Raw genomic sequence first — 23957 nt, 5'->3', positions numbered from 1 at the left:
TTGCCAGGGATTGGGAATTATCCTACGACCTCAGTCGGATGCCGTCTGATAGGCAAGTACCTACCTCAGAGATACCGTTCCAGCGTCGCCGTAATTGGCTACCGGGTGTGAGAAGCCCGTCGTTATGGGGTGCCTTTGAGAATACTTCCGAGATGACTATGACTGAACTCGCACCTGATCCTTCTGTTACAGCACTTACCCATCAAGCCGCCAAGTCCCAGGCCACCCAGGTAATGGACACCCTCTCCAGCATCATCATCCAGTATCTCGACGCCGAAGCGCCGATTTTGCGTGCTTCACTGCTCGAAGCCATGTCGGCCCAGACCAGCCAGCTGCATGCCCTGCTAGCCCATATGAAAGCGCTGGAGGCAAAGGCATGACCAACCACCTTAAATCCCGCACCACCGCAGGCGTGGAAAAATTCCTTGAGCTGTACCGGGTAGAGCCAGGTGTACCGCTTGATCTGGCATTCGATGAATTGTCGGTGCTGATCGGCTGCATCAAGCACCTCAACGAGGAAGCCGAGATGGAGGGCGACAAGATCGCCGGCAGCGCAGCGCGGATTCTCAGTGCCATGGCCAAGGCGCTGATCAATGACATGGAAATGGGCATGAACCGAGGGAATTGAGTAAGGCTTGGTGTGCCTGTCCGGCGGGCCAGTTGCGGCTGCGAGGTGCATGCCTTGAGTTGTTCGTCGCCTTCGAGATCGAGCGCCGCCCGCGCGGCGCATCGCGAGCGAAGCTCGCTCCTACGTTTGTTTCGGGCCAGTCATTTCTGTGAGATGCGCGCGCGACCCTTTGGCGCATGGCGCGAAATCAAGTCGGGCGAACAAGGCGGTCGCGCGGGTTGGCACCGGCCGCATTGGCCCGAAAAAATGTAGGAGCGAGCTTCGCTCGCGATGCGCCGCGCGGGCGGCGCTCGATTTGTGCGCTACCACAAAAACCAAATCGTGCACTTGATGGCCTTGTCGCAATCTACAACCATGCAGATGCAAGCACACACCCTGTTACCCTATACCTGATCGCCTTTTGCAGGCCATGGCTATCCTGCCCTGGACATGTCTGTGCAAGGATGACCACATGCCCAAACCTCATGGATGCCTACTCCGCCGCGGAAGATGTTCAGAGCCTGGCCGATTCTACATGCTTACCTCCGTCACGTACCTCCGTCGCCCGTTATTCCAAAACTTCCAATTTGCTCGGCTAGTGGTCCATCACCTGCACAGAGCAGATCTGGAACACCACTGTCGAACGTTGGCCTGGGTTGTGATGCCCGACCATGTGCATTGGTTGTTTGAGTTGAAAGACGTAACGCTCGGGACATTGATGCAGCGTTTCAAATCCCGAACCAGTCATGCTTTACGAAAAGCTGGAGCAAGGGTTGTACCTGTCTGGCAGGCGGGTTATCACGACCGGGCTTTGCGTCATGAAGATGATGTGGTGAAGGTCGCCAGATACATCATTGCCAATCCGATAAGAGCGGGATTGGTCTCCAAGGTAGGGGATTATCCGCACTGGGATGCGGTCTGGATCTGAGGTTATGCCGAAATGGTTGCAGTGGTTTTGAGACCGAGCGCCGCCCGCGCGGCGCATCGCGAGCGAAGCTCGCTCCTCCATTTTTCGGGCCATGCGGCCTGTGCCAACCCGCGCGACCGCCTCGTTCGCCCGACTCGATTTCGCGCCATACGCCAAGAGGTCGCGCGCGCATTCACAGGAATGACTGGCCAGAAACAAACGTAGGAGCGAGCTTAGCTCGCGATGCGCCGCGCGGGCGGCGCTCGATTTGCGCGCCACTAAAAATCCCAAGCCAAGCCTCCTCAAACACACTCCATAGACCTGCCCCAGCCACGCCACTTGACGTTAAACTGTCATCTCCCCAGCAATGGACAGGAGATCCGGCGTGACCCCACCCCGCAGTTTCCCCAGTGACCTCTGCCTCGACAGCCCGCGTCTGCAATTGCGCCCCATGCGCCATGCCGATGCCGCGCAATGGCTGGCGATCATGGCCGACCCCGAGGTCATGCGTTATTGGCACCATGCACCCTGGCAAGACCTGGCCGAAGCCGAAAGCGCCCTGGCCGCCGACCGCGAAGCCTATGCCAATGGCGACCAGCTCAAGCTCGGCATGTATCGCCGTGACAATGGTGAGCTCATCGGCATGGTGCAGCTGTTCAACATCGACGATGTGTCCCGCCGCGGCGAAATCGGCTACTGCCTGGCCAGTGCCGTGCAGGGCAGGGGCTACATGGACGAAGCGCTCACCTGCTTCATCGACTATCTCGCTCACACCCTCCACATGCGCCGCCTGGAAGGGGAGATCGACCCGCGTAACCAGGGCTCGGCGCGTACCCTCGAACGCCAAGGTTTCGTGCTTGAAGGCACCCTGCGGGCGCGCTGGTGCGTGGCCGGCGAGCTGTCCGACTCGGGTATCTACGGGTTGTTGCTTGAACCACCTGTTGCATAGTCTTACGGCGAATAGCTACTATTCGGGAACAATTCTCACTTGTGTCCCGGTACCCCATGCCCGTAGCCGACTCAACCAGCCCGTACCCGCTTGAACAGCTGTACAGCGAGCACCACGGCTGGCTGTTCAGCTGGCTACGCTGCAAGCTGCGCTGTTCGCACAGCGCAGCCGACCTGGCCCAGGACACTTTCGTGCGTATCCTGGCTTCGCGTGATGCCCTGCTGGGCATGCGCGAGCCACGCGCCTACCTCAGCACCACGGCGCGCCGCCTGCTGATCGACCGGGTACGCCGGCAGCAGATCGAAGCGGCCTACCTCAGTGAACTGGCCCAGGCTGCCGAGGCGCTGGAAGGGCACCAGTCCCCCGAGAGCATCCTCATCACCCTTGAGGCATTGGAGCAGATCGCCTTCCTGCTCGAAGGCCTGCATGTGAATGCACGTGAAGCGTTCGTGGGGTACTACCTGGACGACCTGACCCAGACACAGATTGCCGAGCGCCTGCAGATTTCCCCGCGCATGGTGCGCAAGTACCTGGCCCAAGCGCTTATCCACTGCCACCGCACGCTGGACATTGCCGCACCGTGAACCCGTCCCGCATCGAACAGGAGGCTGCCGAGTGGGCCCTGTGCCTGGGCGAAGGCGAACTGGATGCCGCTGATGCGTGCGAACTTGAGGCCTGGCTGCAGGCCGACCCGCGCCACGGCGCCACCTTGCGCCGCATGCAGGGGGTGATCAGCCAAGTCCAGGCGCTGCGTCAGCAACGCGGGCCGGTGGGCGCCGGGTTGCGCGCCGGGTTACAGCCTTCGACGCCACGCTCGGGCGCGCGGCGCACCTTGCTCGGCCTGGTGTTGGCGGCCTCGTTGCTGGGCGCCTTGCCGTTTGCCGGGGTATCGCCAACGGACTGGCTGGCCGATCTGCACACCGCGCCGGCCGAGTGGCACAGCGAAACCCTGGCAGATGGCTCGCAGCTGACGTTGGCGGGCAATTCTGCCGTGGATGTGCAACTCAGCGCTGGCGAGCGGCGCATCCGCCTGCTGCATGGCCAGGTGCTGGTGGATGTCAGCCATGACCCGACGCGGCCGTTCGTGGTGCTAACCGATGAGGGCAGCTTCAAGGCGCTGGGGACGCGCTTCGTGGTCAGCCAACGTAACGCACGCAGCGAGCTGACCATGCTCGAATCCAGGGTCGAGGCGCGCAGTGCGGTGTCCGGTGATCAGCTGGTCGCCGGGCGGGGTGAACGCGCCTGGGTGGCACGCGACGGGCTTGGACCGCTGCCGGCCATCGACCCGGCGCGGGTAGACCGGGCCTGGCAGCACCACCAACTGGTGGCCGAAGGCGTGCCGCTCGATCAGGTGCTGGACGCGTTGTCGCAACAGCGGCGCGGCGTGCTGCGCTTCGACCGCCAGGCCATGCAGGCCATCAAGGTTTCGGCGGTGCTGCCGCTGGATGACAGCGAGCGCGCCCTGCGCTTGCTGGCCGAGGCGCTGCCGATTCGTATCGGCGGTTTTGGCCGCTGGTGGACCACGGTCGAGCCAGCCCCGCGAGAAAATTGATAAGGGTGGTTCCGCTTCTGCGCAGTGGCCCGTCAAACAAGAGGCCAACCGATCAAGAACAAGGAGCCGATCCACCATGCGCCGATTCCCTGGCCACCCCGTCCTCAGCCCCCTAGCCCTGGCCTTGCGCCTGTCCTGCGCTGGGCTGGCCCTATCTGTTGCAGCCCTGCCGGCCGTGGCCGAGGAGGCCGCCCGCCGTAGCTTCGACGTGCCCGCCGGCAACCTGGCCGAGGCCCTTGGCAGGTATGCCCAGCAAGCCGCCGTGCCGCTGGCCTTCACCCCCGAAGCGCTGACCGGGCTGCAAAGTAGTGGCCTGCACGGCCTGTATTCGGTGGACAGCGGTTTTGCCGTGTTGCTGGCTGGCAGTGGTTACCGGGTGGAGCGCAGCGACAACGGCTACCGGCTGGTGGCCGAGCCGCAGGCGGCCGTGAGCGGTGACGCGATGGAACTGGGCGTTACCACCGTGGCCGGGCAAGGCATGGGTGAGAGCACCGAGAACACCGGCTCGTATGCCCCGGGCCTGATCAGCGTCGGCTCCAAAACCCCGACCAGCCTGCGCCAGACCCCGCAATCGGTGTCGACGGTGACCCGACAGCTGATCGAAGACCAGCAACTGACCGACATCAACCAGGCGATGAAAGTGACGCCGGGCATCGTCACCCAGAGCACCACCTTCCGCACCCAGGACTTCCTTTCACGCGGTTTCAGCATCCAGAACCTGCAGATCGACGGCGCTGCGCCACAGGCATTGGGTACCGCGATGGGCTCGTTCTATTCGTCGAACATCTTCGAGCTGGCCGAGTTCGACCACATCGAGGTGCTGCGCGGTACCGCGGCGCTGTATGGCGGCTCGGGCGACCCGGGCGGCATCATCAACATGGTGCGCAAGCGGCCGACTGCCTACAACCAGCTCAAGCTGACCCTGTCGGCCGGCAGCTGGGACAACTACCGCCAGGAGTTCGACCTCTCCGGCCCGCTAGGCTGGGATGGCCGCCTGCGCGGACGTCTGGTGATGTCCAACACCGATCGCCAGTATTTCACGGACAACCGTTCCACCGAGCGCCCGCTGGTGTACGGTGTGCTTGAAGCGGACGTCACCGACGACACCATGCTCACCTTCGGTGCCCGCTACAACAAGTCCCACGAAAATGGCACCAACAGCGCGGTGCCCCGCTACAGCAATGGTGCCGACCTGAACTTGCCACGGCATACCGGCCTGACCCGGAACTGGGCTTACCTCGATGCCACCGCACGCGAGTACTTCGCCAAGATCGACCACCGCTTCAACGACGACTGGAAGCTCAACCTCAGCTACACCAACACCTGGGACCTGGGGCTGTTCAAGAGCGCCACCACCCTCAATGCGGTGGACCCGGTGACCAATACCGGGGCGACCTGGTACGGCACCTCGTCCCGTCAGGAGAACGAGCAGCACCTTTACGACGGTAATGTCTCAGGCCACTTCCAGGCCTTTGGCCTGAACCATGAAGTGGTGTTCGGCGCCGACTACCAGAAGATTGACAGCCGCTGGCTGGGCACCGCGCCATTTGCCGCATCGGGCTCGCCGGCCAACGTGTTTGACCCCGACAGTTCGGCCTTTGACGACCCTGGGAATGGGCGTGACTACAAGCGCGACTACAGCCCCAACTCGCAGCGCCAGTATGGTTTGTATGGCAGCCTGCGCCTGCAGCTTGCCGAGCCGCTGCACCTGATAGTCGGTGCACGTGCCCAGCGCTTTCACTTCTGGCAGACCTACACCAACAACCTTGTGACGCCGGCCAGCATCTCCAGCCCCGAGCAGCGCATCGGCACCAAGGTCACGCCGTTTGGTGGCTTGGTCTACGACCTGGACGACCAATGGTCGGCCTATGCCAGCTACTCGGAAATCTACAAACCACAGTCCAGCAGGATCAGCGGCCCGGCAGGAACAGGCTCGCCGCTTGAACCCATGACCGGCAAAACCTACGAAACCGGCCTCAAGGGCGAACTGTTCAACGGCGCGCTCAACGCCAGCCTGGCGGTGTACTACACCACCCGCGAAAACGAGGCGGTGCAGGACCCGAACTTCGCGGCGACCAATGCCGGTTTCTCTGGCAGTTGCTGCTACGTGTCCAATGGCAAGGTAGTGAGCAAGGGCATCGACATGGAGCTGTCCGGCGAGCTGTTGCCAGACTGGATGCTGGTGGGTGGCTACACCTTCAACCTCAATCGCAACCGCAGCGCCGACGCCCCGCTGAGCACGGTTATGCCCAAGCACCTGTTCAAGCTGTACACCACCTACCGCCTGCCGGGCATCTTCAGCGACTTCAAAGTCGGTGGTGGCGTGCAGGTGCAAAGTGCCACCTACACGTCCGGGACGGTGAACCGCTATGACAGCAATGGCGCAGTGGCGGAGCGCAATGTGCCCTTCGACTTCGATCAGAGCGGCTATGCCATCTGGAACGCACTGGTCGAGTACCGCGTCGATGACCACTGGAACGTCACGCTCAATGGCAACAACCTGTTCGACAAGAAGTACTACGAAACTGTGGGTACTTCGACCTATGGCAACTTCTACGGTGAGCCACGCAACTTCATGGTAACCCTGCGCGGCACCTATTGAGGGTCTGGAAGCGGGGCAGGGCCTGGGTTATGGTCGTAGGCTGTCCCGTTTCCTCCAGGTGTGCCCCTTGCCCGTTTTCTACTTGAGCATCAGCCTGCTGCTGTATCTGCTCGCCCTGTTTTTCGATGGCGCGCTGATGAGCGGCGCACGCCACATGCCGGCCCTGCAGATGTTGCTGTACGGGCCATGGGGCATGCCCTTCGGCTTGTACCAATGGTTTGCCAACCCGCTGCTGGCCCTGGCCATTCTTGCCCATCGGCGGTTCCGCCGCCTGGCATTGCTGGCCGGGTTGGCGGCGGCGTACCTGGCGGCCAGCAGTTTCGGCATCACCCGTCTGCCGGACAACCAGAGCTATGAGTTTCACGACCTGACCGGTTTTGGTGCTGGTTTCTATCTGTGGCTGGCGGCCATCGGGGTGTTCTGCCTGGGGCAGGCCTGGCATTGCTGGAAAGCACGTAGCGCCGACGACATGCCGGGCTGGAACTGGCTGGATGTGGCGTTGATTGCGGCGCTGGGCGTGGCGCTATATTCGGCCACGCAGATGCCATCGTTGCGCTTCCAGCCAGGCAAGGTACTGATGCCGCCGGAACAGCCGCAGTCGTTTTGATACCCGCAAGGAGGGTTTGCATGATCAAGCATTGCCTGACAGGCCTGGCACTGGCCTGCATTTTGCCGCTGGCCGTGGCGGACGATTACACGCCGGCCTACGGCCAGTGCATGGACAAGGCCTCCAGCACCGTGGCTATGAGCGAGTGCATCCAGGCCGAGACGCACGTGCAGGACCAGCGTCTGAACCGGGTGTACAAGCAATTGATGGGCAAGCTGGATGCCGGGCAGCAGAAAAGCTTGCGGGATGTGCAGCGTAAATGGCTTGCCTACCGCGATGGCAATTGCCAGTTCCATGTGCAGATCAGTGGCGGGACCATGGCGCAGCTGGAGGGAGGATCATGCATGATGGACATGACCCGCGACCGGGCTGCGGAGCTGGAACGGGTGCTCAGCCCGGGGCAGTGAGGTTGCCTGTACCGGCCTCATCGCCGGCAAGCCAGCTCCCACAGGTACAGCTCACTGGCAGAAGATGGCACTCAACCTGTGGGAGCTGGCTTGCCGGCGATGGGGCGCGAAGCGGCCCCGCTTTTACTTGCGCGGTTCGCGCAGCGCCCGGGCTTTGAGGTATTCGCGCACTTCCACGGCATCCCCGGCAAACTCGATACGCTCGGCTTTGGCCGCACGCTGGTAGGCATACATCGGGTCGTAATACTCGTTCAGCAAGCCTTCGATCCAGCCCCGGTGCAGGTCCACCGCGCCGCTGCGCTGTTGCGCTTCAAGGGCGAGGCGCAGGATCTCCGAAAGCCGCTGATAGCGCTCCCCACCCAAGCGCTTGCAGATGTTGGCCATGCTTTGCAGCATGCGCTCGGCAAACAACCGGCGGCCATCCTCTTCGCCATGCACGGCGATAAACTCGGCACTCAGGTTGACCACGTAGTCGCGCAAGATGCGCTCCACGCGGTTGGCGAAGCTGTCTTCCAGCCACACCAGGGGGTACTGCTGCATGCCTTGGTACAACTCCAGTGGCACCGTGCAGCTGCCGACAATGCGGCCTTCATCTTCCAGCACGAACTGCTCGCAGCCGCGGGCGCGCTTTTTCAGCACATCAATGGCCAGCTGGTTTTCGAAATCGATCTGCGCCGGTTGTGCAGTGGCACGCTTGCCGAAGCTGGAACCGCGATGGTTGGCGTGGCCTTCCAGGTCGAGCACGTTGTCCAGCTGGTGCAGCACATCGGTCTTGCCGGTACCGGTCAAACCGCCCACCAGTACAAAATCGCATTGCGCCACCGCCTGCTGGGTAGTCTCCAGCAGGAAGGTGCGCATGGCCTTGTAGCCACCTTTGACACGCGGGTACTGAATGCCCGCCTCATCGCGCAGCCAACCCTGCACGATCTGCGAACGCAGGCCGCCCCGGAAGCAGTACAGGTAACCTTGCGGGTGGGCCTGGGCGAACGCCACCCAAGCGTCCATCCGCGCTTGCTTGGTGGCGCCGCTGACCAGTTGGTGACCCAGGGCGATGGCGGCCGCCTGGCCCTGCTGTTTGAAGCAGGTGCCAACCTTCTGCCGCTCCTGGTCGCTCATCAGCGGCAGGTTGACCACGCCAGGGAAGGCGCCTTTGGCGAATTCGACAGGCGCGCGCATGTCCATCATCGGCACGTCGTCGAGGAACAGCTGACGGAAGTGGGTGCAGTCGGGGCGCATCAGATCACCTCGACCGCGTGGCTCTGTCGCTCGACCAGCTTGCCGATAGGCGACAGTTGCAGGCCCAGTTCGGCAGCTACGGCGAGGAACTCGGTTTCACCTTCCGGCGCAACCGCCACCAGCAGGCCGCCGCTGGTCTGCGGGTCGCACAGCAGGTGTTTCTGGTCGTCGTTGAGGGCGCCGATCTTGTGCCCGTAGCTTTCGTAGTTGCGCAGGGTCCCACCGGGGATGCAGCCCTCGGCCAGGTAGTGGTCGACACTGGGCAGACGCGGTACCGCGGCGTAGTCCAGGTGCGCGGTGAGGCCGCTGCCTTCGGCCAGCTCGACCAGGTGGCCGAGCAGGCCGAAGCCGGTGACATCGGTCATGGCCTTGACCCCGTCAAGCTTGCCGAAGCGGCTGCCGGGGGTGTTGAGGGTGCACATCCAGTCGCGGGCCAGGCCCTGGTCCTGCTCGCGCAGCTTGGCCTTTTTCTCGGCGGTGGTGAGGATGCCGATGCCCAGTGGCTTGGTCAGGTACAGCTGGCAGCCTGCAGTGGCGGTGTCGTTGCGCTTGAGGTGGCGCTTGCTGACCACACCGGTGACGGCCAGGCCGAAGATTGGCTCAGGGGCGTCGATGGAGTGGCCACCCGCCAGCGGGATGCCGGCTTCGGCGCACACGGCGCGGCCGCCGCGGATCACTTCACGGGCCACTTCTGGTGGTAGCACGTTGACTGGCCAGCCAAGGATGGCGATGGCCATCAGCGGGTCGCCGCCCATGGCATAGATGTCGCTGATGGCGTTGGTGGCGGCGATGCGGCCGAAGTCGTACGGGTCATCGACGATCGGCATGAAAAAATCGGTGGTCGAGACCACGCCGCGCTCATCGTCCAGTGCGTACACTGCTGCATCGTCGCGCGAGGCATTGCCGACCCACAGTTTAGGGTCCAGGGCCTGGGTGCCGCTTTCGGCGAGGATCACGTCCAGCACCTTGGGGGAAATCTTGCAGCCACAGCCGGCACCATGGCTGTACTGGGTCAGGCGAATCGGCTCGCTCATGTGTACCTCAGCAGGTCAAATTGTTGCGCGATTGTAGCAAAGCTGGCCTTTGTGCCCCTGCCTCTTATAATTCACAGCGTCGGCGGATTTGTCGGCATTTCCCCGCTATTGAACCGGAGAATACACATGCTCAACCGCCCCTTGGCGCTCGCCGCAGGTCTCGTGCTGTCTTGCTGTGCCGTTGCCGTTCAGGCTGCTGAAACCCTGCGGGTCAGCGCCATCCCCGACGAAGCGCCTACCGAACTGCAGCGCAAGTTCAAGCCACTGGGTGAATACCTGGCCAAGCAGCTGGGCATGGAAGTGAAGTTCGTACCGGTGGCTGATTACCCGGCGGTGGTCGAGTCGCTGGCCGCCGACCGCCTGGACCTGGCCTGGCTGGGCGGGTTCACGTTTGTCCAGGTACACCTGAAGGACCCGACTGCCACGCCGCTGGTGCAGCGTGAGCAGGACGCGCAGTTCACCTCCAAGTTCATCACTGCCAACCCCGACGTGAAGAGCCTGGCCGACCTCAAGGGCAAGTCGTTTGCCTTCGGTTCCATTTCGTCCACGTCGGGCAGCCTGATGCCGCGTTACTTCATGCTCAAGCAGGACAACATCAAGCCTGAAGCGTACTTCAGCCGTGTGGCCTACTCTGGCGCCCATGACGCCACCGTGGCCTGGGTGCAGGCTGGCAAGGTCGATGGTGGCGTGCTCAACGCCAGTGTGTGGCAAAAGCTGGTGGACGCCGGCAAGGTGGATACCAACAAGGTGAAGGTGTTTGCCACCACGCCTACCTACTTCGACTACAACTGGACCGTGCGCGGCAACATGGACCCGGCGTTGAAGGAGAAGATCAAGCAAGCCTTCCTTGGCCTCGACCCGGCCAACCCGGAGCACAAGGCGATCCTGGACCTGCAGGCTGCCAGCCGCTTCATCGAAACCAAGCCTGAGAACTACGAGGGCACCGAGCAAGCCGCACGCGAGGCCGGCCTGCTCAAGTGACTGCTTCGAATGTAGCCATCCATCTGCACGGTGCCAGCCTGCGCCATGGCCAGGTTCGCGCGCTTGATGCGGTCAGCCTGCGCATCGTGCAGGGCGAGCGAGTCGCCATCATCGGGCCGTCGGGGGCGGGCAAGTCGAGCTTGCTGCACCTGATGGCCACGGCCATCCAGCCCAGCGGCGGGCGCCTGGAGCTGCTCGGCGAGCAGCCTTGGGCGTTGTCGGCCCGGGCACGCCAGCGCCTGCGGGCGCGGGTTGGCCTGGTGCATCAGGCGCCGCCCTTGCCGCCACGCCAGCGGGTGGTGACGGCAGTACTGGCCGGCCGCCTGGGGCAGTGGGGGGTAATGCGCGGCTTGCTCAACCTGCTGTACCCCGGCGATGTACCCGGGGCACGGCAGGTTTTAGCGGAGCTGGGGCTGGCCGACAAACTGTTCGTGCAGTGTGGGCAATTGTCCGGTGGCCAGTTGCAGCGCGTGGGCATTGCCCGGGCGCTGTACCAGCGGCCGCAGGTGCTGCTGACCGATGAGCCGGTGTCGGCCATGGACCCGGTGCTGGCCGACCACAGCCTGGCCTTGCTCAACCGCCATGCCCAGGCCAACGGTGTGACGCTGGTGGCGAGCCTGCATGCCGTGGAGCTGGCGCTGGCGCATTTTCCGCGGGTGATCGGTATCCGCGAGGGGCGGGTGGTGTTTGACTGCCCGGCCGATGCGGTCACCCAACCCATGCTGGATGCGCTGTACGCCAACGAACAACTGGCTTCGCCGCCAACCCAAGGGCCGAGCCTGACCGTGCAGATTCCGCGATGCTGAAGGCCCACACCCGCGACCCGGCCCTGCTGCCGCGGTTGCTGCTGGCCTTGCTGGCCGTGGTCGTGCTGTGGCCTGGCATTCAGTTGAGCGAGTTGAACCCATGGGTACTGCTGCAAGCTGAGAACCGACAGCAGATTGCCAGTTTTACCAGCGCCTTCTGGCCACCGGCACACGATGCCGAGTTTCTTGCGTTGCTGTACGAAGCCACGCTGCAGACCCTGGCCGTGGCCACCGCCGGCATGGCGTTGGCATTGCTGCTGGCCGTTCCGGCCGGCCTTATGGCTAGCCGCGCCTTGTCGTTGCGTGCAGCCTCCCGTGGCGGGCGTGCCGGGCTTTGGTCGCGGCTGCTGCGCCTGCCGGTGCGCGGGTTGCTCATTTTTCTGCGCAGCGTGCCGGAAATTGTCTGGGCGCTGCTGTTTGTGCGCGCCGTGGGGTTGGGGCCGACGGCGGGTGTACTGGCTATCGCCATCACCTACAGCGGCATGCTCGGCAAGGTCTACGCCGAAATCTTCGAGTCGGTCGATCAGCGCCCGGCCCATGCCTTGCTGCAGGCGGGCAGTGGCCGGCTGGCGGCGTTTCTCTACGGCATCCTGCCCAATGCTGCATCTGAAGTGGTGTCGTACACCGTGTACCGCTGGGAGTGCGCGGTGCGGGCTTCTGTGGTGATGGGCTTTGTCGGTGCTGGCGGGCTGGGCCAGCAGATCGACCTGTCGATGCGCATGTTCGCCGGTGCGCAAGTGGCGAGCATGCTGCTGACGTTCCTGCTGCTGGTGATGCTGGCCGACCTGCTCAGCCGCCTGCTGCGCTGGAGGCTGGCATGAACCGCGCAATCAACCTGTTGCTGCTTGGCGCCATCGCGGTGGCGGTGGTGGCCTCATTTGCTTATCTGGAACTGGACTTGCGCGCACTGGTCGGCAATGGCGGGTTGGGGCAGATGGGCGAGTATGCCGGGCGTTTCCTGCATCCGGACCTGTCTGCCGATCACCTGAAGGCAGTGTGGCGAGGGGCGCTGGAGACCCTGGCCATGTCTGGCCTGGGCACCTTGTTGGCGATGGTACTGGGGATGCTGCTGGCGCTGCCGGCGGCGGGGCGCTTCGGCTGGCCGTTGCAGGGCGCGGCGCGGTTGTTGCTGAATGCCCTGCGGGCCATCCCTGAACTGGTGTGGGCGGCGCTGACGGTGCTGGCGGCAGGCCTTGGCCCCAATGCGGGTACCCTGGCCCTGGCGCTGCACACCGCTGGCGTGCTGGGGCGGTTGTTTGCCGAGGCGCTGGAGAACGCACCGCCAGAGCCGGCAGCGGCTATCCGCCTGCAGGGCGGCAGCCAGGTGGCGGCGTTCTGCTTTGGTACCTTGCCTAATCTATGGCCGCAATTGCTGGCCTACAGCTTGTACCGCTGGGAGAACAACATCCGCATGGCCAGCGTGCTGGGGTTTGTCGGCGCGGGTGGCTTGGGGCAGATGCTGTACACCACCTTGAGCCTGTTCCAGGAGGCCCAGGCCAGCACGGTGATCATCGGGATGCTGGTGCTGGTGTTGCTGGTGGATGTATTGAGCGATGCGTTGCGTCAGCGCTATGTGCGCGCCTGAGTGTTTGTGGGGCCGCTTAGCGGCCCATGACATTTGCTCGGTCCCTGTAGGAGCGGCCTTGTGTCGCGATAGGCTGCAAAGCAGCCCCAAAATACCTCAGGCCCCCACAACTTCAGCACACTGCGCCTCCCGCTGCATCGACTCCAGGTTCCGCTCGATCGTCTCGCAAATGGTATCCATCTGAATCTGGTGCTCACTGAACCTGAACGGGCTCTGTAAATCAGTCCCGATCCGCTCGATGGCCAGCAGCATGAACCCCACCACCGTCGATGCCAGCGGTGTGAACCAGCCCAGCGACTCCACCAGCCCCACCGGCACGATCAGGCAGAACAAGGTAATGAACAGCCGCGGAAAATACACATAAGGGTAGGGCAGCGGCGTGTTGGCAATCCGCTCCATGCCACCCTGGGCGTTGGACAGGTCCACCAGCGTCGACTCCAGCCGGGCCAGGCGAATGCTGTCCAGCCGCCCGGCCTTGTATTCCCGCGCCAGCAAGGCCGCCGAACCGCCGAGAATGTCATTGGCGAAGTTGTTCGAACGGTTGCGGCGTTCGAACTCCGCGGGCGGGATGAAGGCCATCAGCTCGTCCGGGCAGCGTTCCCCCTTCAAGTGCGCCGCCAGGCAGTTCACATAGGCGATATGCCTGCGCAGCAGGGTGGCCTTTACCGGGTTCAGGCCATCATCCGGGTCATCGATCAGGGTCAGCGTCTGCCGGGCGAAGCTGCGCGACCCGTTCACCAGCGCCCCCCACAACGTGCGCGCCTCCCACCAGCGGTTGTAGGCACTGCTGTTGCGAAAACTCACTAGCACCACCAGCGCCGAGCCCAGCAAGGTCAGCGGGATCAGCGGCAGGGTGAACTTGCTGTTGAAGAACAGCATGAAATCGATGGTGACCAGCACATCCCAGATCAGCAGCCAGAAAAGCGACCAGCCGATGTAGCCGATGGTCTTCACGACCAGGCGGTACTTGCGGGTGATGATGTCTTTCACGCGGGGTACCTCGAAACGCGGGGGATGCAGGATGGGACGTCGAGGCTCGTCGAAGGTTCGAGGGTGGAATGTTGCAAGGGATTTTGTAGCTGAAACAAAGGGAAAAATCCGACCAGCTTATGAGATGTGCCTGAATTCCTGATTTAGCTGAAAAACGACAGAGTGGGTCGCTTCAATCCTTGAATGGGTGTATCCATAAGGATACGATTGGGTGGCCACTTGATGTTTCTCGTTGAACAGACAGAAAGCTTTGCCGCTTGGCTATCGAGCTTGAGAGATTTGAGGGCCAGGCTGGCGATAGGTCGTAGGCTGGAGCGAGCAGCGGCGGGCAATCTTGGTGACTTCAAGTGGCTTGGAGGCGGTATTGGTGAGCTTCGCATCGACGTAGCTGCCGGTTATCGCGTCTATTTCACGCAAAAGGGGCAGAGGTTGGTTTTACTGCTGGTCGGCGGCGATAAGTCGACCCAAGCCGCCGACATCCTCAAAGCCAGAAAGCTCCTGAAGGAGATGAAATGAGCGAAAAATCGATCCCGTTTGATATGGCAGCCTTGTTGAGCAGCGATGAGGCAATCAGTGAATACCTTAGCCAGGTGCTATCAGATGGCGATACCGAGGAAATCATTCGAGCACTTGGCCATATCGCTCGTGCACGGGGCATGACACATATTGCTACGGAGAGTGGGCTGGGTAGAGAAAGCCTGTACAAGGCGCTGAGCCCTGGCGCGAAGCCTCGTTTTGACACTGTATTGAGGGTCATTCGTGCCTTGGGAGTGGACCTTCTCGTTCAGCCACATGCAATGACCCCCTGATCCAGCTCGGTTAAGTCAGTATTTGCTTCATCTGCACCAACGCTACCCGCGTGCCGTCCCACGCCTGCCGCTCCTCGATGCCGAACGGTGTGAAGCCCAGCTGTGGATAAAGCAGCAGGCCGGCGGTGTTGTGATTGAAGCAAGACACCCACACCTCCCGGGCAGCGTATTGCTGGCGGGCGAGGTCGATCATGGTGGCTACCAGGTAACGCGCTACGCCATGGCCACGGGCGGCAGGGGCCACGACCACATTGCCAAGGGCACACGCGCCGCCGTGTTCGGCTTTATAGAAGTTGGCGAAGGCCAGGACAGTACCGTTGCCTTCCACCACCGTGGAGCCGCTGCGTTGGGCTATGGCGTCGCTCAGCTGGGCAGGGGTGAAGGGATAGGTGGCTTTGGGGAACATGTAGAACAGTTCGTCTGGGCCCTGCGGGAAATTGCAGATGAGCGGGATGTCGTCAGGGTGGATGGGGCGGTGGGTCAGGTGCATGGCAGGTCCCTCTTGCGCTGGCGGATCGGGCCTTTTCGCGGGTGAACCCGCTCCCACAGGTACTGCACAAGACTCAAATCGTGTGCAGGCCCTGTGGGAGCGGGTTTACCCGCGAAGAGGCCATCAGCCTCACATCATAGGCCGCTTTCCATCCAACATCGCGCCCCGATTCACGGCTTGGCGGCCACCGCCACGTAGCCTTTGACCGAAGCCGGTGCCTGGGGCTTGGCCTTGTGCGCCAGCAGGTACTGATAGCGCCGCCATTCCTTGTCGATTTCGCTGAACGACATGAACACGCTGATACGGTCCTTGCCGGCCAGGTCGGGACGCTTGCCGGCGTCAATCTCGCTGGTGGGAATGATGGCGACGTTGATGCCCACCACCGTGCCGTCATCGGCAAACACGGGTCCGCCCGACATGCCCTTGGTGATCGGGCCGTCATGCACCGAGTAGAAGACACTGCCAGGGGTGCCTTCCAGGCGTACCAATGACGGCATGGCATGGCCCTTGCCCTGCATCGGCATCATGAAACTGTTGAAACCTACCGCCGTCACCGCTTCCCCTGGCACGTACTGGCGCCAGCGCGGCACGCTGCTGGCCTTGTGCTTGAAGAACACCACATCGCCGAGGCCCTCGTGGACCACGTTGCGCAGGAAGGGGGTGTGTTTGGCGGTTACTGCGTAATCCTCGTTCCACTGGATAGCACTGGCCATCAGCAACATCGGCAGGGGCGCACCTGAGGTGACCACGAAAGCCTGGCTGTAAACGGGATCTGAAACGTACGACGTTGGCACTCCATTGCACCCACTGAGCAGCATCATTGCCGCCATACAGGGCGCGATTGTTTTCATGGGTCACACAGGCGTGGAGAAATGGGAGCGCAACTATGGCCAAGTGCTATTACGCTAACAATACTTTCGGCTTATATCCGACGAATGACAGCTTAAGTGTTAATCCTGACTGCGGCCAATAGAATGGAGATATGGCTGCAGGGCGCGAAGTCATTGGGGTGCCGTCAATTATTCCGTGCCGCTCCTGCCGTGACTTTCCAAGCTGCAATCTCTACGTGAGACCAAAATTCAGGCATAAAAAAACCGACCATAAGGTCGGTTTTTTCCGGATCTTGGTGCCCCGAGGGAGACTCGAACTCCCACTCCTTTCGAAAACGGATTTTGAATCCGCCGCGTCTACCAATTCCGCCATCAGGGCGTGTGGCGCGCAGTATAGAGAGGTGCCGCTAGTCGGTCAATCGGCTTTCATGGTCAATTTTCACACATTGGGCTAAACTTCCCGGCCCTGCCGAACCGAACATCATCATGCGCGTCGCCGATTTTTCCTTCGAACTCCCTGATTCCCTGATCGCCCGCCACCCGTTGGCCGAGCGCCATGGCAGCCGTCTGCTGGTGCTCGATGGGCCGACCGGCGCGCTGGCGCACCGGCAATTCCCCGACCTGCTCGAGTACCTGCGCCCCGGCGACCTGATGGTGTTCAACAACACCCGGGTCATCCCGGCGCGGTTGTTTGGCCAGAAAGCCTCCGGCGGCAAGCTGGAAGTGCTGGTCGAGCGCGTGCTCGACAGCCATCGGGTGCTGGCACATGTGCGTGCCAGCAAAGCGCCGAAAGAAGGCGCGGTCATCCTCATCGATGGCGGTGGCGAGGCCGAAATGGTCGCGCGCCATGACACGCTGTTCGAGCTGCGCTTCACCGAAGAGGTGCTGCCACTGCTCGACCGCGTCGGCCATATGCCGCTGCCGCCCTACATCGATCGCCCCGACGAGGGCGCCGACCGTGAGCGCTACCAGACCGTGTACGCGCAGCGCGCCGGTGCGGTTGCCGCGCCCACCGCTGGCCTGCACTTCGACGAAGCGCTGCTGGACCAGATCGCCGCCAAGGGCGTGGAGCGGGCCTTCGTTACCCTGCACGTGGGCGCGGGCACGTTCCAGCCGGTGCGGGTCGACAAGATCGAAGACCACCACATGCACAAGGAATGGCTCGAAGTGGGCCAGGATGTGGTCGATGCCATCGAGGCCTGTCGCGCGCGTGGCGGCCGGGTGATCGCGGTCGGCACCACCAGCGTGCGCTCGCTGGAGAGCGCGGCGCGCGATGGCGTGCTCAAGGCCTTCAGCGGCGACACCGACATCTTCATCTACCCGGGCCGGCCGTTCCATGTGGTCGATGCCCTGGTCACCAACTTCCACCTGCCGGAGTCCACGCTGCTGATGCTGGTCTCGGCGTTCGCCGGCTACCCCGAGACCATGGCCGCCTACGCGGCGGCGGTCGAGCAGGGGTACCGCTTCTTCAGTTACGGTGATGCCATGTTCATCACCCGCAATCCGGCGCCACGCGGCCCCGAGGATCAAGCATGAGTCGCACCTGTCGAATGTCCTTCGAACTGCTGGCTACCGACGGCAAGGCCCGTCGTGGTCGCATCACCTTCCCACGTGGCACGGTGGAAACCCCGGCGTTCATGCCGGTGGGCACCTATGGCACGGTCAAGGGCATGCTGCCACGCGATATCGAGGCCATTGGCGCCGAGATGATCCTGGGCAACACCTTCCACCTGTGGCTGCGCCCGGGCACCGAGGTGATCAAGAAGCACAACGGCCTGCACGACTTCATGCAGTGGAAAGGCCCGATCCTCACCGACTCCGGTGGCTTCCAGGTGTTCAGCCTGGGCGCCATGCGCAAGATCAAGGAAGAGGGCGTGACCTTTGCCTCGCCAGTCGATGGCTCGAAGGTGTTCATGGGCCCGGAAGAGTCGATGCAGGTGCAGCGTGACCTGGGCTCGGACGTGGTGATGATCTTCGACGAGTGCACCCCGTACCCGGCCGAGCACGACGTGGCACGTACTTCCATGGAACTGTCGCTGCGCTGGGCCCAGCGCTCGAAGAACGCCCACGCCGACAACACCGCGGCGCTGTTTGGCATCGTCCAGGGCGGCATGTACCAGGACCTGCGCATGCGCTCGCTGGAAGGCCTGGAAAACATCGGCTTCGACGGCCTGGCCATTGGCGGCCTGTCGGTCGGCGAACCCAAGCACGAAATGATCAAGGTGCTGGATTACCTGCCGGGCATGATGCCTGCTGACAAACCTCGTTACCTTATGGGGGTAGGCAAACCGGAAGATCTCGTTGAGGGTGTGCGCCGCGGCGTCGACATGTTCGACTGCGTGATGCCTACGCGTAACGCACGTAACGGCCATCTGTTTGTCGATACAGGGGTGATCAAGATCCGCAATGCGTTCCATCGCCACGATGAATCGCCGCTGGATCCGACCTGTGACTGCTATACCTGCACCAACTTCTCCCGCGCCTATCTCCATCACCTGGACAAGTGCGGCGAAATGCTGAGCAGCATGCTGAATACCATCCACAACTTGCGCCATTACCAGCGCTTGATGGCCGGTTTACGCGAGGCTATTCAACAGGGTAAATTGGCCGCCTTTGTCGACGCCTTTTACGCCAAGCGCGGGCTTCCTGTACCGCCTTTGGACTGACTGTCTGCATCCACTATTAGAAAATTACATTAGGAGTGCCCAATGAGCTTCTTCATCCCCGCCGCATACGCGGACGCTGCAGCACCTGCCGCTGGCCCAGCCGGTACCGGCTTCGAGTGGATCTTCCTGGTCGGTTTCCTGGTCATCTTCTACCTGATGATCTGGCGCCCTCAGGCCAAGCGCGCCAAAGAGCAGAAGAACCTGCTCGGCAACTTGCAGAAAGGTGACGAAGTTGTCACCAACGGCGGTATCGCCGGCAAGATCGTCAAGGTTTCCGATGATTTCGTGGTGCTGGAAGTTTCCGACACTGTCGAGCTGAAGTTCCAGAAGGGCGCCATCGCGGCAACCCTGCCAAAAGGTACGCTCAAGGCTATCTGAGTTACCGGTTTTATTTTCCAGTCGGGGCGCGCAAAGCGCCCCGCGTCTTGAACGGGCGGCGTGATGCTGAACAAATACCCTCTGTGGAAATATGCACTGATCGTGCTGGTACTGGTGGTCGGTTTCATTTATTCCGCTCCTAACCTCTACCCGGATGACCCGGCGGTACAGATCAGCGGTGCCAGCTCGGCGCTGCAGGTGAGCCAGGCCGACCTCGATCGCGTCAGCAAGGCGCTGGTCGATGCCAAGATCACCGTCAAGGGCGCGAGCCTGGGTGAGAAGGGCAGCGGGCTGATCCGCCTGACCAACCAGGAAGACCAGCTGCCAGCCAAGGATGTCGTGCGCAAGGCACTGGGCGATGATTACGTCGTGGCCCTGAACCTGGCCCAGACTACCCCGCAATGGCTGCGCAACCTGGGTGCAAGCCCGATGAAACTGGGCCTGGACCTGTCTGGTGGTGTGCACTTCCTGCTGGAAGTGGACATGGACAAGGCCATGACGGCCCGCATGAAAGTCTACGAAGGCGAGGTCAAGACCTTGCTGCGCAAAGAGCGCGTCCGCTACCGCAGCCTGCCTCAGCAGGATGGCGGCATCATGCTGGGCTTCGCTGACGATGCAACCCGCGAACAGGCACGTGCCCTGATCCGCAAGAATTTCAATGATTTCGACCTGACCACCACCGAGCGCAACGACCTCGCCGTGCTGCGTCTGGCGCTGACTCAGGCCAAAGTTGCCGAGATCCGCGAATACTCGATCAAGCAGAACCTCACCACCGTCCGCAACCGTGTCAACGAGCTGGGCGTGGCTGAGCCGCTGGTGCAGCGCCAGGGCGCCAACCGTATCGTGGTCGAGCTGCCAGGCGTGCAGGACACTGCCGAAGCCAAGCGTATCCTCGGTAAAACCGCCAACCTGGAGTTCCGCTTTGGTGCCGAACCAGGTGCGTCCAAGGCCACTACCGAAGTATTCGAGTTCCGTGAAGGCGGCCGTTCTGCTCCGGTCGAGCGCGGCCTTATCATCACCGGTGACCAGGTGACCGACGCCCAGGCCAGCTTTGACGAGCACGGCCGCCCACAGGTGAACATCCGCCTGGATGGCCACGGTGGCGAGCTGATGAGCCGTGCTACGCGCAGCAACGTCGGCCGCAGCATGGCGGTGATCTTCATCGAGCAGAAGCCGGTGACCCGCTACGTGAAGCAGACCGTCGACGGCGTCGAGAAAGACGTTGCCGTACAAAGCTTCGTGGAAGAGAAAAAGATCATCAGCCTGGCGACTATCCAGTCGCCGCTGGGCAGCCAGTTCCGCATCACCGGCCTGAACGGCCAGGGCGAATCGTCCGAGCTGGCCCTGCTGTTGCGTGCCGGTGGTCTGGCCGCGCCGATGTACTTCGCTGAAGAACGTACCATTGGCCCAAGCCTGGGTGCCGACAACATCACCAAGGGTATCGATGCGTCGCTGTGGGGCATGCTGTTCGTCTCGCTGTTCATCATCGCCATCTACCGCGGCTTTGGCGTGATCGCCACCATCGCCCTGGCGGGCAACATGGTCTTGCTGCTGGCGCTGATGTCGCTGCTGGGCGCCACCCTGACGCTGCCGGGTATTGCCGGTATCGTGCTGACCATGGGTATGGCGGTAGACGCCAACGTGCTGATCTTCTCGCGTATCCGCGAAGAGCTGAAAGCCGGCATGTCGGTACAGCGCGCCATCCACGAAGGCTTCAACCGCGCCTACACCGCGATCATCGACGCCAACCTGACCAGCCTGCTGGTCGGCGGTATCCTGTTCGCCATGGGTACCGGCCCGGTCAAAGGCTTTGCGGTAACCATGTCCCTCGGGATTTTCACCTCGATGTTCACCGCCGTCATGGTGACCCGCGCAATGGTCAACCTGACCTGCGGCGGGCGTGACATCAAGAAGCTGTGGGTTTGAGGGAGCTGCGATGAAAACCATCAACTTCATGGGCGTGCGCAATGTCGCGTTCGCCATTACCGTGCTCCTCACCGTGCTGGCGCTGTTCAGCTGGTGGCAGAAGGGCCTCAACTTTGGCCTGGACTTCACCGGCGGTACGCTGATCGAGCTGACATACGAGCGCCCGGCCGACCTCAAGGCGGTGCGTGCCGAACTGGTCGACTCCGGCTTCCACGAGGCCGTGGTGCAGAGCTTCGGCGCTACCACTGATCTGCTGGTGCGTATGCCGGGCGATGACCCGCAACTGGGTAACAAGGTGGCCGCTGCCCTGCAGAAGGCCGGCGGCGACAACCCGGCCACGCTCAAGCGTGTCGAGTTTGTTGGCCCGCAGGTGGGTGAAGAGCTACGTGACCAGGGCGGCATGGGCATGCTCATGGCCTTGGGCGGCATCCTTATCTACCTGGCCTTCCGTTTCCAGTGGAAGTTCGCCGTGGGTGCGATCATCTCGCTGATCCACGACGTGGTGGTCACCCTGGGTATCCTGTCGTTCTTCCAGATCACCTTCGACCTGACGGTACTGGCGGCGGTGCTGGCCATCATCGGCTACTCGCTGAACGACACCATCGTCGTGTTCGACCGGGTGCGTGAGAACTTCCGCGTCATGCGCAAGGCCTCGCTGATCGAGAACATCAACGTTTCGACCACCCAAACCCTGCTGCGCACCATCGCCACGTCGGTTTCGACCTTGCTGGCCATTGCCGCGCTGCTGTTCTTCGGTGGCGACAACCTGTTCGGCTTCTCGCTGGCCCTGTTCATCGGTGTAATGGCTGGTACCTACTCGTCGATCTACATCGCCAACGTGGTACTGATCTGGCTGAACCTGAACAGCGAAGACCTGATCCCTCCAGTCAAGGCTGAAGGTGTGGACGAGCGCCCGTAAGGCCCCGTCCCTACGCCGTACGGCGACCAAAAGGCGCGAGTGTTGAACTCGCGCCTTTTTTATTGCTCCAAGGCTGGGAGAAGCGCGGGTTGATACCCGCTGGTACGATCAGGAGGTTCACGTGAACAAATCAATGCTGGTGGGTGCGGTGCTGGGTGCTGTCGGTGTAACAGCCGGAGGTGCTGTGGCGACCTACAGCTTGGTGAACAAAGGCCCCGAAGTCGCTCAGGTGACTGACGTGCAGCCGATCAAGCAGCAGGTGAAGACCCCGCGTGAAGTATGCAAGGACGTGGCCGTGACGCGTCAGGCGCCGGTCAAGGACCAGCACCAGATTGCCGGTACCGTGGTCGGTGCGCTGGCAGGTGGCTTGCTGGGTAACCAGATTGGCGGTGGTACCGGCAAGAAGATCGCTACCGTGGCCGGTGCGGTCGGTGGTGGTTATGCCGGTAACAAGGTGCAGGAAGGCATGCAGCAGCGTGACACCTACACCACCACGCAAACCCGCTGCAATACGGTCAATGACATCAGCGAGAAGGTGGTGGGTTACAACGTGACCTATTCCATCGGTGATCAGGTAGGCAAGGTGAAGATGGACCGCGAGCCAGGGTCGACCATTCCGCTGGACAAGAATGGCAAGTTGATCCTGAGCGAAGCTGCCCAGTGATCGATGTCGCCTGAGCCGGCCTCTTCGCGGGTGAACCCGCTCCCACACATGTAATGCGATCCCTGTGGGAGCGGGTTTACCCGCGAAGAGGCCGGCTCAGGCAATGCGAAGCTGTCAGGTATAAAAAAAGCACCCCGAGGGGTGCTTTTTGCTTTCTGGCAATCTGCGCTTAGCGCTTCATGCTCTCTGGCAGGTGCGGCTGGATAGCGGTCAGCACGGCCTTGAAGCACTTGATGTTGCCTGCAACGATGTGGCCTTTGTCGAGGAAGTCGTGGCCACCGTTGAAGTCGCTCACCAGGCCGCCGGCTTCCTGGATCAGCAGCACGCCAGCTGCCATGTCCCACTCGGCCAGGCCCGACTCCCAGAAAGCGTCGAAACGGCCAGCGGCCACGTAGGCCAGGTCCAGGCTGGCGGAGCCGGCGCGGCGGATGCCGGCGGTCTGGCCAGTCAGGGCGCGGAACATGCCCAGGTAGTTGTCCATGTCGGCCATCTGGCCATCACGGAACGGGAAACCGGTACCCAGCAGGGCGCCTTCCAGGCTGGTGCGCGAGCTTACACGCAGGCGGCGGCCATTGAGCTGGGCGCCACGGCCACGGCTGGCGGTGAATTCTTCCTGGCGTACCGGGTCGAGCACCACGGCGTGCTCAAGGCGGCCACGGTATTTGCAGGCGATGCTGACGGCGAAGTGGGGGATGCCGCGCAGGAAGTTGGTGGTACCGTCCAGTGGGTCGATGATCCACAGGTAGTCTTTACCTTCTTCGCCGGTGCCCGCGTGCATGCCCGTCTCTTCACCCTGGATGGAGTGGTTCGGGTAGGCCTTGCGCAGCGCGTCGACGATCTTCTGCTCGGCGGCACGATCAACCTCGGAAACGTAGTCCTTAGCCTCTTTCTCGTCCACCTTGATGCTATCCAGGCGTTCGATGGAGCGGAAAATCAGTTCACTGGCGCTGCGAGCGGCGCGCAGGGCGATATTCAGCATAGGCTGCATGGGCGGGTCACCTGGAGATGTTAA

The 23957-nt window shown here is 62.4% G+C and carries 27 protein-coding genes and 1 tRNA gene; 21 read left to right on the top strand and 7 right to left on the bottom strand.

Annotation, left to right across the window (positions count from 1 at the left end; genetic code table 11):
* Positions 1-158 precede the first annotated feature (158 nt).
* The 9 genes from N805_RS30555 to N805_RS18045 all read left to right on the top strand — a co-directional run bounded on the left by N805_RS30555 (position 159) and on the right by N805_RS18045 (position 7631).
* Positions 159-380 (top strand): hypothetical protein, encoded by a 222-nt coding sequence (locus N805_RS30555; protein WP_177313776.1) that lies wholly within the window; start codon positions 159-161, stop codon positions 378-380.
* On the top strand, positions 377-628 hold the full coding sequence (locus N805_RS18075; protein WP_019473718.1) for a DUF3077 domain-containing protein: 252 nt from the start codon (positions 377-379) through the stop codon (positions 626-628). The genes N805_RS30555 and N805_RS18075 overlap by 4 nt, the downstream gene beginning before the upstream one ends.
* Before the next feature lie 451 nt (positions 629-1079).
* Entirely contained in the window at positions 1080-1535 is a 456-nt protein-coding gene (locus N805_RS30025) for an REP-associated tyrosine transposase (RefSeq protein ID WP_019472624.1), read from the top strand.
* Positions 1536-1899: 364 nt separating this feature from the next.
* Entirely contained in the window at positions 1900-2463 is a 564-nt protein-coding gene (locus N805_RS18070) for a GNAT family N-acetyltransferase (protein ID WP_012270565.1), read from the top strand.
* A gap of 56 nt (positions 2464-2519) precedes the next feature.
* Positions 2520-3047, top strand: coding sequence for a sigma-70 family RNA polymerase sigma factor (locus N805_RS18065; RefSeq protein ID WP_019472625.1), 528 nt, complete (start codon positions 2520-2522; stop codon positions 3045-3047).
* On the top strand, positions 3044-4015 hold the full coding sequence (locus tag N805_RS18060) for a FecR family protein (RefSeq protein ID WP_019472626.1): 972 nt from the start codon (positions 3044-3046) through the stop codon (positions 4013-4015). The genes N805_RS18065 and N805_RS18060 overlap by 4 nt, the downstream gene beginning before the upstream one ends.
* A gap of 76 nt (positions 4016-4091) precedes the next feature.
* Positions 4092-6617: a TonB-dependent siderophore receptor gene (locus N805_RS18055; protein ID WP_019472627.1), complete on the top strand. Its 2526-nt coding sequence runs from the start codon at positions 4092-4094 to the stop codon at positions 6615-6617.
* A gap of 67 nt (positions 6618-6684) precedes the next feature.
* Complete coding sequence (locus tag N805_RS18050; protein WP_019472628.1) at positions 6685-7224, top strand: hypothetical protein; 540 nt, start codon at positions 6685-6687, stop codon at positions 7222-7224.
* Between the two features lie 20 nt (positions 7225-7244).
* Positions 7245-7631, top strand: coding sequence for a lysozyme inhibitor LprI family protein (locus N805_RS18045; protein WP_019472629.1), 387 nt, complete (start codon positions 7245-7247; stop codon positions 7629-7631).
* Positions 7632-7754: 123 nt separating this feature from the next.
* Here the strand turns inward: N805_RS18045 and mnmH are convergent, their stop codons facing one another.
* Both mnmH and selD read right to left on the bottom strand, forming a co-directional pair.
* On the bottom strand, positions 7755-8867 hold the full coding sequence (gene mnmH / locus N805_RS18040; protein ID WP_028614160.1) for a tRNA 2-selenouridine(34) synthase MnmH: 1113 nt from the start codon (positions 8865-8867) through the stop codon (positions 7755-7757).
* Positions 8867-9901, bottom strand: a complete 1035-nt coding sequence (gene selD / locus N805_RS18035) for a selenide, water dikinase SelD (RefSeq protein ID WP_019472631.1) — start codon at positions 9899-9901, stop codon at positions 8867-8869. Before selD ends, mnmH begins: the two co-directional genes overlap by 1 nt.
* Positions 9902-10027: 126 nt before the next feature.
* On the opposite strand from selD, the gene N805_RS18030 reads away from it, so the two are divergent.
* From N805_RS18030 to phnE, 4 genes are read left to right on the top strand one after another with little or no spacing between them, the layout of a single operon-like run.
* The gene (locus N805_RS18030; protein ID WP_019472632.1) at positions 10028-10882 is read left to right on the top strand and encodes a putative selenate ABC transporter substrate-binding protein; all 855 of its coding nucleotides are present in this window, start codon (positions 10028-10030) and stop codon (positions 10880-10882) included.
* The gene (locus tag N805_RS18025; protein WP_019472633.1) at positions 10879-11688 is read left to right on the top strand and encodes a phosphonate ABC transporter ATP-binding protein; all 810 of its coding nucleotides are present in this window, start codon (positions 10879-10881) and stop codon (positions 11686-11688) included. The genes N805_RS18030 and N805_RS18025 overlap by 4 nt, the downstream gene beginning before the upstream one ends.
* On the top strand, positions 11682-12509 hold the full coding sequence (locus N805_RS18020; RefSeq protein WP_019472634.1) for a PhnE/PtxC family ABC transporter permease: 828 nt from the start codon (positions 11682-11684) through the stop codon (positions 12507-12509). Before N805_RS18025 ends, N805_RS18020 begins: the two co-directional genes overlap by 7 nt.
* Entirely contained in the window at positions 12506-13273 is a 768-nt protein-coding gene (gene phnE / locus N805_RS18015; protein WP_019472635.1) for a phosphonate ABC transporter, permease protein PhnE, read from the top strand. The genes N805_RS18020 and phnE overlap by 4 nt, the downstream gene beginning before the upstream one ends.
* A 96-nt stretch (positions 13274-13369) precedes the next feature.
* Here phnE and N805_RS18010 read toward each other — a convergent pair whose 3' ends face one another.
* Positions 13370-14263 carry a bestrophin family protein gene (locus N805_RS18010; protein ID WP_019472636.1) on the bottom strand — a complete coding sequence of 298 codons (894 nt, stop codon included), beginning with the start codon at positions 14261-14263 and terminating at the stop codon, positions 13370-13372.
* Positions 14264-14485: 222 nt separating this feature from the next.
* Between N805_RS18010 and N805_RS18005 the strand changes: the two genes are divergently transcribed.
* Both N805_RS18005 and N805_RS18000 read left to right on the top strand, forming a co-directional pair.
* A complete protein-coding gene (locus tag N805_RS18005; protein WP_019472637.1) occupies positions 14486-14779 on the top strand; it encodes a type II toxin-antitoxin system RelE/ParE family toxin in 294 nt (97 codons plus the stop codon).
* The gene (locus N805_RS18000; RefSeq protein ID WP_019472638.1) at positions 14776-15072 is read left to right on the top strand and encodes an addiction module antidote protein; all 297 of its coding nucleotides are present in this window, start codon (positions 14776-14778) and stop codon (positions 15070-15072) included. Before N805_RS18005 ends, N805_RS18000 begins: the two co-directional genes overlap by 4 nt.
* A 10-nt stretch (positions 15073-15082) precedes the next feature.
* Here N805_RS18000 and N805_RS17995 read toward each other — a convergent pair whose 3' ends face one another.
* The 3 genes from N805_RS17995 to N805_RS17985 form a co-directional block, all read right to left on the bottom strand.
* Entirely contained in the window at positions 15083-15562 is a 480-nt protein-coding gene (locus tag N805_RS17995; protein ID WP_019472639.1) for a GNAT family N-acetyltransferase, read from the bottom strand.
* A 170-nt stretch (positions 15563-15732) separates the two neighbouring features.
* Positions 15733-16380: a trypsin-like peptidase domain-containing protein gene (locus N805_RS17990; protein WP_019472640.1), complete on the bottom strand. Its 648-nt coding sequence runs from the start codon at positions 16378-16380 to the stop codon at positions 15733-15735.
* A 306-nt stretch (positions 16381-16686) separates the two neighbouring features.
* Positions 16687-16771, bottom strand: a tRNA-Leu gene (locus N805_RS17985).
* Positions 16772-16878: 107 nt separating this feature from the next.
* Here N805_RS17985 and queA point away from each other — a divergent pair.
* From queA to N805_RS17955, 6 genes are all read left to right on the top strand, one after another.
* On the top strand, positions 16879-17928 hold the full coding sequence (gene queA, locus N805_RS17980; protein WP_019472641.1) for a tRNA preQ1(34) S-adenosylmethionine ribosyltransferase-isomerase QueA: 1050 nt from the start codon (positions 16879-16881) through the stop codon (positions 17926-17928).
* 14 nt (positions 17929-17942) lie between these two features.
* Entirely contained in the window at positions 17943-19058 is a 1116-nt protein-coding gene (gene tgt / locus N805_RS17975; protein ID WP_016501406.1) for a tRNA guanosine(34) transglycosylase Tgt, read from the top strand.
* A 42-nt stretch (positions 19059-19100) separates the two neighbouring features.
* Positions 19101-19436, top strand: a complete 336-nt coding sequence (gene yajC, locus N805_RS17970) for a preprotein translocase subunit YajC (protein WP_016484964.1) — start codon at positions 19101-19103, stop codon at positions 19434-19436.
* A 63-nt stretch (positions 19437-19499) separates the two neighbouring features.
* Positions 19500-21362: a protein translocase subunit SecD gene (secD, locus tag N805_RS17965; protein WP_019472643.1), complete on the top strand. Its 1863-nt coding sequence runs from the start codon at positions 19500-19502 to the stop codon at positions 21360-21362.
* A 10-nt stretch (positions 21363-21372) separates the two neighbouring features.
* On the top strand, positions 21373-22281 hold the full coding sequence (gene secF, locus N805_RS17960; RefSeq protein ID WP_019472644.1) for a protein translocase subunit SecF: 909 nt from the start codon (positions 21373-21375) through the stop codon (positions 22279-22281).
* Positions 22282-22402: 121 nt separating this feature from the next.
* Positions 22403-22945 carry a glycine zipper 2TM domain-containing protein gene (locus N805_RS17955; RefSeq protein WP_026034597.1) on the top strand — a complete coding sequence of 181 codons (543 nt, stop codon included), beginning with the start codon at positions 22403-22405 and terminating at the stop codon, positions 22943-22945.
* 169 nt (positions 22946-23114) lie between these two features.
* Here the strand turns inward: N805_RS17955 and suhB are convergent, their stop codons facing one another.
* Positions 23115-23933, bottom strand: coding sequence for an inositol-phosphate phosphatase (gene suhB, locus N805_RS17950; protein WP_019472646.1), 819 nt, complete (start codon positions 23931-23933; stop codon positions 23115-23117).
* Between the last annotated feature and the right edge of the window lie 24 nt (positions 23934-23957).

The organism is Pseudomonas putida S13.1.2 (assembly GCF_000498395.2).
Lineage (GTDB): Bacteria > Pseudomonadota > Gammaproteobacteria > Pseudomonadales > Pseudomonadaceae > Aquipseudomonas > Aquipseudomonas putida_Q.
This window is presented reverse-complemented; position numbering and strand designations above follow the sequence as displayed.